Origin of the sequence: Qipengyuania sphaerica (assembly GCF_019711595.1) — a bacterium.
GTDB classification, from domain to species: Bacteria; Pseudomonadota; Alphaproteobacteria; order Sphingomonadales; family Sphingomonadaceae; genus Qipengyuania; species Qipengyuania sphaerica.
Genome location: NZ_JAIGNR010000004.1, coordinates 273,260 through 279,259 on the forward strand (window position 1 = coordinate 273,260; position 6,000 = coordinate 279,259).

Sequence of the window (6,000 nt, forward strand, 5' to 3'; positions counted from 1 at the left end):
CAGGTGCGACAGGACGAGGCGCCGGGCCGATGCACTGCAACAAGCGCAATCCCCTCGCCAAAGCCTTCCGCTTTTCCTATGTCCCCGCGCGATGGAAGCAAAAGACCTCCGCATCGCGCTGTTCAGCGGGAACTACAACTACACCCGCGACGGCTGCAATCAGGCGCTGAACAAGCTGGCCGACTATGTCCTGCGGCAGGGCGCTGCGCTGCGCGTCTATGCCCCGGTGGTGGAAAACCCCGATTTCCCGCCGACGGGCGACCTCGTCGACGTGCCCAACATGCGCATGCCGGTGAAGAACCGCGGCGAATATCGCCTCACGCTCGGCCTCGGCAGCGATGTCCGCAAGGACCTCGAGGCTTTCAAGCCGAACCTCGTCCATGTCTCCGCACCCGATCCTACCGGCCACGCAGCGGTCAAGTGGGCGCGCGATCATGACGTTCCCGTTCTCGCCAGTGTCCACACGAGATTCGAGACCTATCCGCGCTATTACGGCCTCGGCTTCCTCGAACCGGCGGTCGAGGCGCTGTTGCGTCGATTCTACCATCGTTGCGATGCACTTGTGGCGCCGTCTCAAAGCCAGATCGACGAGCTCAAGGCGCAGAACATGCATGAGGACATTTCGATCTGGTCGCGCGGCGTGAGCCGCGACATCTTCGATCCGTCCAAGCGCGACATGGAATGGCGCCGTGCCAATGGCCTGGCAGACGACGATGTGGCGATCGTATTTCTCGGGCGACTGGTCATGGAAAAGGGTCTCGACGTCTTTGCCGACACCATCGTCGAACTGCGCAAGCAGCAGGTCCCGCACAAGGTCCTCGTGATAGGCGACGGCCCTGCGCGCGAGTGGTTCGAAAAGGCGCTTCCCGGCGGCAATTTCGTAGGGTTCCACACAGGCGCAGACCTCGGCAAGGCGCTGGCGAGCGGGGACATCTTCTTCAACCCTTCGATCACCGAGACCTTCGGCAATGTGACGCTGGAAGCCATGGCCTGCGGCCTGCCGGTCGTCGCGGCGGGTGCCACGGGCGCGGCCAGCCTCGTCAAGGATGGCAAAACGGGCATCCTCGTCCCGCCAGGCAAGCCCGAGGTATTCGCCCCCGCATGTGCCAAGGCGCTCGCGCCCTATTGCACCGATGACGCGCTACGTCTCGCCCACGGCAAGGCGGGCGAGATGGCAGCGCGCGCCTATAGCTGGGACGCGATCAACCAGGCAGTGGTCGACACCTATCTGCGGCTGCACGACCAGCGCGCAGCCGCAGCCTAGCTCAGCGCAGCACGCCGCGTTTTTTCATCATCCAGCTGTAAACCAGCAGGAAAACGGCGATTCCCCACAATATGATAGGGAACCAGGCGGGCTGGATTTCAGCAAGCTCGGGCGGCATCTCGGCGCCAGCCTCGTAAAGGCTGGTCAGTGCGATCCCGAGAAGGGATACCGCGAATGCGATAACCGCAAGCCGGTTTCGGGCCAGCAGCAGGATCGATCCCACGAATGCACCTAGGGTCCCGAGCGCCCAACCGGCATGTGCCCATGCAGGAAACTGGTCCAGATAGGCGATGCCCTCGGGCGGATACTGCATCACTTCGAACCAAGCGTCGCTACGCAGGCTCGAGAAGATGTAGTCGGCAGCTCCCACCAAATTCCACAGCAGCGATACGAGCCCCACCACCCACAGGTGCCAGGGCGTCTTTCCAGTCGCTTCCATTCGAAATCCCTCCCTCTTGCGTCCCCTGACCTTATCCTAGCGGGCGGTAAGAGGGACGCAAGCGGGCGGAAATCAGAGCCGTTCGATCTTCTTCGCCAGTTCGTCGACAAGGTCGACAATCTCGCGCACCGTGACCTCGTCGAGATTACCCGAACGGGCGCGGTTCTTCAGGACAGTGGCGAGGTTGCCCACGGCACGGAACATCTCCGGCGTGGCATAGGCGCGGCGGTGCTCGCCGTGACCGGCAAGCCGCTCCATCAAGGCCTCGACCTCGTCCGCGCGCTCTTCCAGTTCCTCGCGGCCCGCAGCCGTAACTTCGTACGCCTTGCGCGTCTCGTCGCCCTTGGCGGGCGAGATTGCGCCTTCGTCCTCGAGCAGAGACAGGGTGGGATAAAGCGTGCCCGGACTGGGCGCATAGCTGCCGCCGGTCAGTTCCTCGATCGCCTTGATGAGTTCGTAGCCGTGGCGCGGCTCGTCCTCCAGCAGCTTGAGCAGCACCAGGCGCAATTCGCCCGAACCGAACATGCGCCGCCGCCTGCCGCCGCCGTGCTTTCCGAAGGGACCGCCCGGCCCGAACGGTCCACCCGGACCAAAGGGGCCATCCGGACCGAAAGCGTCGTTCCAGCCGCCAGCGATATGGACATGCGGCCACATGCCCATCTTGCGCAGCTTGCGGAGTTTCCTCAGCTTGTGTGCCTTGTACATCGCTATTGTCTTTCGTAGTTCCTAGATAGCTCGAAGATATATCTTAACAGTGACGTTTCAAGAGGGCACTGCAATTTCCCGACGAAGGCCCTATGTCAGCCGACCAATGGCCGATCTGTTTCCCGACCAACTCCCGCCCGAAGGCAAACGCGACGAAGTCCGCGAGGACGCACCGCTGGCCGATCGCCTGCGCCCCGCGAACCTCGATGAGGTTATCGGACAGGACCACCTGACCGGCCCCGAAGGCGCGATCGGGCGGATGGTCGCAGCAGGACGGCTTTCGAGCATGATCCTGTGGGGGCCTCCGGGCACGGGCAAGACCACCATTGCCCGCCTGCTCGCCGACAGCGTGGGAATGCGCTTCGAAAGCGTGTCGGCCGTCTTCAGCGGGGTGGCCGACCTCAAGAAGGCCTTCGCCGCCGCCGACAAGGCCGCAGAAGCGGGCCAGCGCACGCTCCTGTTCGTGGACGAAATCCACCGCTTCAACCGCGCGCAGCAGGACGGCTTCCTGCCCTTCGTCGAGCGCGGCACCGTCACTCTGGTGGGCGCGACCACCGAGAACCCAAGCTTTGCGCTCAACGCAGCACTTCTGAGCAGGGCGCAGGTCCTCATCCTTCAGCGCCTCGACCGCGAGGCCCTTGGCCAGTTGCTGGACCGGGCCGAAGACCTAAAAGGCCCCCTCTCCCTTACTCCCGAAGCTCGCGATGCGCTGGTGGCGAGCTCGGATGGCGACGGGCGCTTCCTGCTCAACCAAGCCGAGACGCTCTACAATGCCAGAATCGCTGACCCGCTCGATCCTGCGGGTCTCGGCAAGTTCCTCCAGCGCCGCGTGGCGGTCTATGACAAGGACCGTGAGGGGCATTACAACCTCATCTCCGCGCTCCACAAGGCAGTGCGCGGCAGCGATGTGCAGGCCAGCCTCTATTACCTCGCCCGCATGCTCACCGCAGGCGAAGAGCCGCGCTTCCTTGCCCGCCGCCTCGTGCGGATGGCGGTCGAGGACATCGGCATGGCCGACCCGCAGGCGCTGGTGCAATGCATGGCGGCGAAGGACGCCTATGAATTCCTCGGCAGCCCCGAAGGCGAACTCGCGCTGGTACAGGCCTGCACCTATCTCGCCACCGCACCCAAGTCGAATGCGGTCTACAAGGCGCAGAAATCCTCGTTCAAATCGGCCAGGGAAACCGGCAGCCTGATGCCGCCGCAGAATATCCTCAACGCCCCGACCAAGCTGATGAAGGACATCGGCTATGGCGCGGGCTACAGCTACGACCACGACGCCGAAGACGGCTTTTCGGGTGACAATTACTGGCCCGATGAAATGGAGCCGCAGAGCTATTACACCCCCGTCGAGCGCGGCTTCGAGCGCGAGGTGAAGAAGCGGCTCGACTATTGGGACAAGCTGCGGCGTGAACGTGCGCCGCGCTCAAGCAGCGAAGCGGTAGCGCAAGACGAGGATGCCTAGGTTTCGGCACTTTGTCGCCATAGATTGGTCGGGCGCGAAGGGGCCGAAGCAGAAGGGCATCGCGCTCGCACTGGCAGATGCCGCAGGTGGCCCGCCCGTCCTTGTCGAACATCGCTGGTCTCGCGAAGACGTGCTGGCGGTCCTGAGAGATGAACTCCCGGCGGATTCGTTGGTCGGGATGGACCTCGGAATTGCGCTGCCCTTTGCCGATTGCGGCGGCTATTTTCCCGGATTTCAGGCCTCCCCGGCCGATGCGCCCCGGCTCTGGGAGATGATCGATGATATTGCTCGAGGAGAACCCAATCTCGGCGCGAACAGCTTCGTCGCGCATGACCGATTGCGCCCCTATTTTCGCGACGGTGTCGAGACGGGAAAGCACTTCGGATGTGACGGGGCCGAGCACGGCAAGGGCCGCTTCCGCGTAACGGAGAAGGCGCAGGCGGCGATGGGGTGCAAACCCTATTCGAACTTCAACCTCGTCGGCGCGGCGCAAGTGGGCAAGTCGAGCCTGACAGGCATGCGCATGCTGCATCACCTGCGCGGTCATCTGCCCGTCTGGCCGATCGACCCGCGGCCCGATAACGGCTCGGTCATCGTGGAAATTTACACCAGCCTCGCCGCGCTGGAGGCCGGACGCCGTATCGGACAGGCCAAGATGCGCGATTACGATGCCCTCAACGCGGCGCTGGCTGTGCTGGGCTCGCCGCCCGTCACCGGAAGCGGCGAGATCGACGACCATTCGAGCGATGCGCTGCTGACCGCGGCATGGCTGCGAAAGGTGGCCGATGACCCGGCGCGATGGTCGCCCAAAGACCTGACGCCCGAAATCGCGCAGACCGAGGGCTGGACCTTCGGCGCGCTCTAGATTTCGGGCAGCTGTCCGCTAAAGACCGACCAGCCTGTGCGTAAGCCGATACGCGCCAGTGCCTTGGCTCCCAGGAGGCTTGTGCCGGACCGGCCCAGTCCCGGAGACCACACCGCAATCGCCGCCCTGCCCGGCACGCTGGCGAGGATGCCGCCGCCCACGCCCGACTTGCCGCAGAAACCTACCTCGAAGGCGAACTGGCCCGAATTGTCGTAATGCCCGCACATCAGCATCAGCGCGTTGATCCGCCGTGCCCGGCTGGCGCTGCACATCTGCTGGCCGGTGACCGGGTCGGTTCCATCGAAAGCCAGGAACAGCGATGCCTCGGCCAGCTGGCGGCAGCTCAATGTGAGGGCACATTGGCGGAAATAGACCGACAGCACGTCCTCGACCGGATTGCGCAGCCTGCCGAAGTCTTCGAGGAAATAGGCCAGGCTGCGGTTGCGCGACCCGGTCTCGCTTTCGCTTCGGGCGACTTCCTCGTCGAAGCTGACGGTCTCGTCTCGCGCCATCCGGCGCAGGCGCAGCATCAGGTCGTCTACCGCAGCATCGGGGGTACGATCTCCGATGAAGCGGTCGGTCGTGACGATCGCACCCGAATTGATGAACGGGTTGCGCGGTATGCCCTTCTCGCGCTCCAGCTGGACGATCGAATTGAAGGCATCGCCAGAAGGTTCACGCCCGACAGCATCCCATAGGGCCGCTCCTTCACGCTCCAGCGCAAGGGCCAGCGCGAAGACCTTGGAGATCGACTGGATCGAGAAGGCCTCGTCCGCATCGCCGGCGCAGAATACCTCGCCATCGCTGGTAGCGAGCGCGATGCCGAACTTGTTCGGATCGACCAGCGCCAGCGCCGGGATATAGCGCGCGGGATTGCCGCTGCCGCGCCCGTCGGCCAATTCTTCCCAAGTTTCGGAAACGATTGCGCCCAGGTCCATGAGGAAGGCGATAGGCGCAGGTGCATTGCACTGCAATCGGGCTGGACGCGCGCGCGATTTTCCGCCAGAGGCGCGCCCTGCTTCCGCTTCGCTCGCAAGCAGCGAAGCGGCAGGACCGAAGATGCGCGCCGGTTTAGCTCAGTTGGTAGAGCAGTTGATTTGTAATCATCAGGCCAGGGGTTCGAATCCTCTAACCGGCACCATTCTCGACAAACGGTAATCGGGCCTTTCCCCAAAAAAAAAGCGGAAGGACCGGAGGGTTACTCCGGCCCTTCCTTCGGGACGTGGGGCCGACCTGGGACACGGCCGGCCCCGGGATTTGGT

The 6,000-nt window shown here is 64.0% G+C and carries 6 protein-coding genes and 1 tRNA gene; 4 read left to right on the plus strand and 3 right to left on the minus strand.

The window, feature by feature from the left end:
* Positions 1–91: 91 nt before the first annotated feature.
* Positions 92–1,264, plus strand: a complete 1,173-nt coding sequence (locus K3178_RS13310; RefSeq protein WP_221571894.1) for a glycosyltransferase family 4 protein — start codon at positions 92–94, stop codon at positions 1,262–1,264.
* A 1-nt stretch (position 1,265) separates the two neighbouring features.
* Here K3178_RS13310 and K3178_RS13315 read toward each other — a convergent pair whose 3' ends face one another.
* Entirely contained in the window at positions 1,266–1,703 is a 438-nt protein-coding gene (locus tag K3178_RS13315) for a hypothetical protein (RefSeq protein WP_221571895.1), read from the minus strand.
* Positions 1,704–1,775: 72 nt separating this feature from the next.
* Positions 1,776–2,408 carry a PadR family transcriptional regulator gene (locus K3178_RS13320; RefSeq protein ID WP_247713787.1) on the minus strand — a complete coding sequence of 211 codons (633 nt, stop codon included), beginning with the start codon at positions 2,406–2,408 and terminating at the stop codon, positions 1,776–1,778.
* Between the two features lie 106 nt (positions 2,409–2,514).
* Between K3178_RS13320 and K3178_RS13325 the strand changes: the two genes are divergently transcribed.
* Both K3178_RS13325 and K3178_RS13330 read left to right on the plus strand, forming a co-directional pair.
* Complete coding sequence (locus K3178_RS13325) at positions 2,515–3,873, plus strand: replication-associated recombination protein A (protein WP_221571896.1); 1,359 nt, start codon at positions 2,515–2,517, stop codon at positions 3,871–3,873.
* On the plus strand, positions 3,866–4,738 hold the full coding sequence (locus K3178_RS13330) for a hypothetical protein (RefSeq protein ID WP_221571897.1): 873 nt from the start codon (positions 3,866–3,868) through the stop codon (positions 4,736–4,738). The genes K3178_RS13325 and K3178_RS13330 overlap by 8 nt, the downstream gene beginning before the upstream one ends.
* Here the strand turns inward: K3178_RS13330 and K3178_RS13335 are convergent.
* A complete protein-coding gene (locus tag K3178_RS13335) occupies positions 4,735–5,676 on the minus strand; it encodes a glutaminase (protein WP_221571898.1) in 942 nt (313 codons plus the stop codon). The genes K3178_RS13330 and K3178_RS13335 overlap by 4 nt on opposite strands.
* A gap of 127 nt (positions 5,677–5,803) precedes the next feature.
* Between K3178_RS13335 and K3178_RS13340 the strand changes: the two genes are divergently transcribed.
* Positions 5,804–5,879: transfer RNA gene (locus K3178_RS13340), tRNA-Thr, on the plus strand.
* Positions 5,880–6,000: the final 121 nt, after the last annotated feature.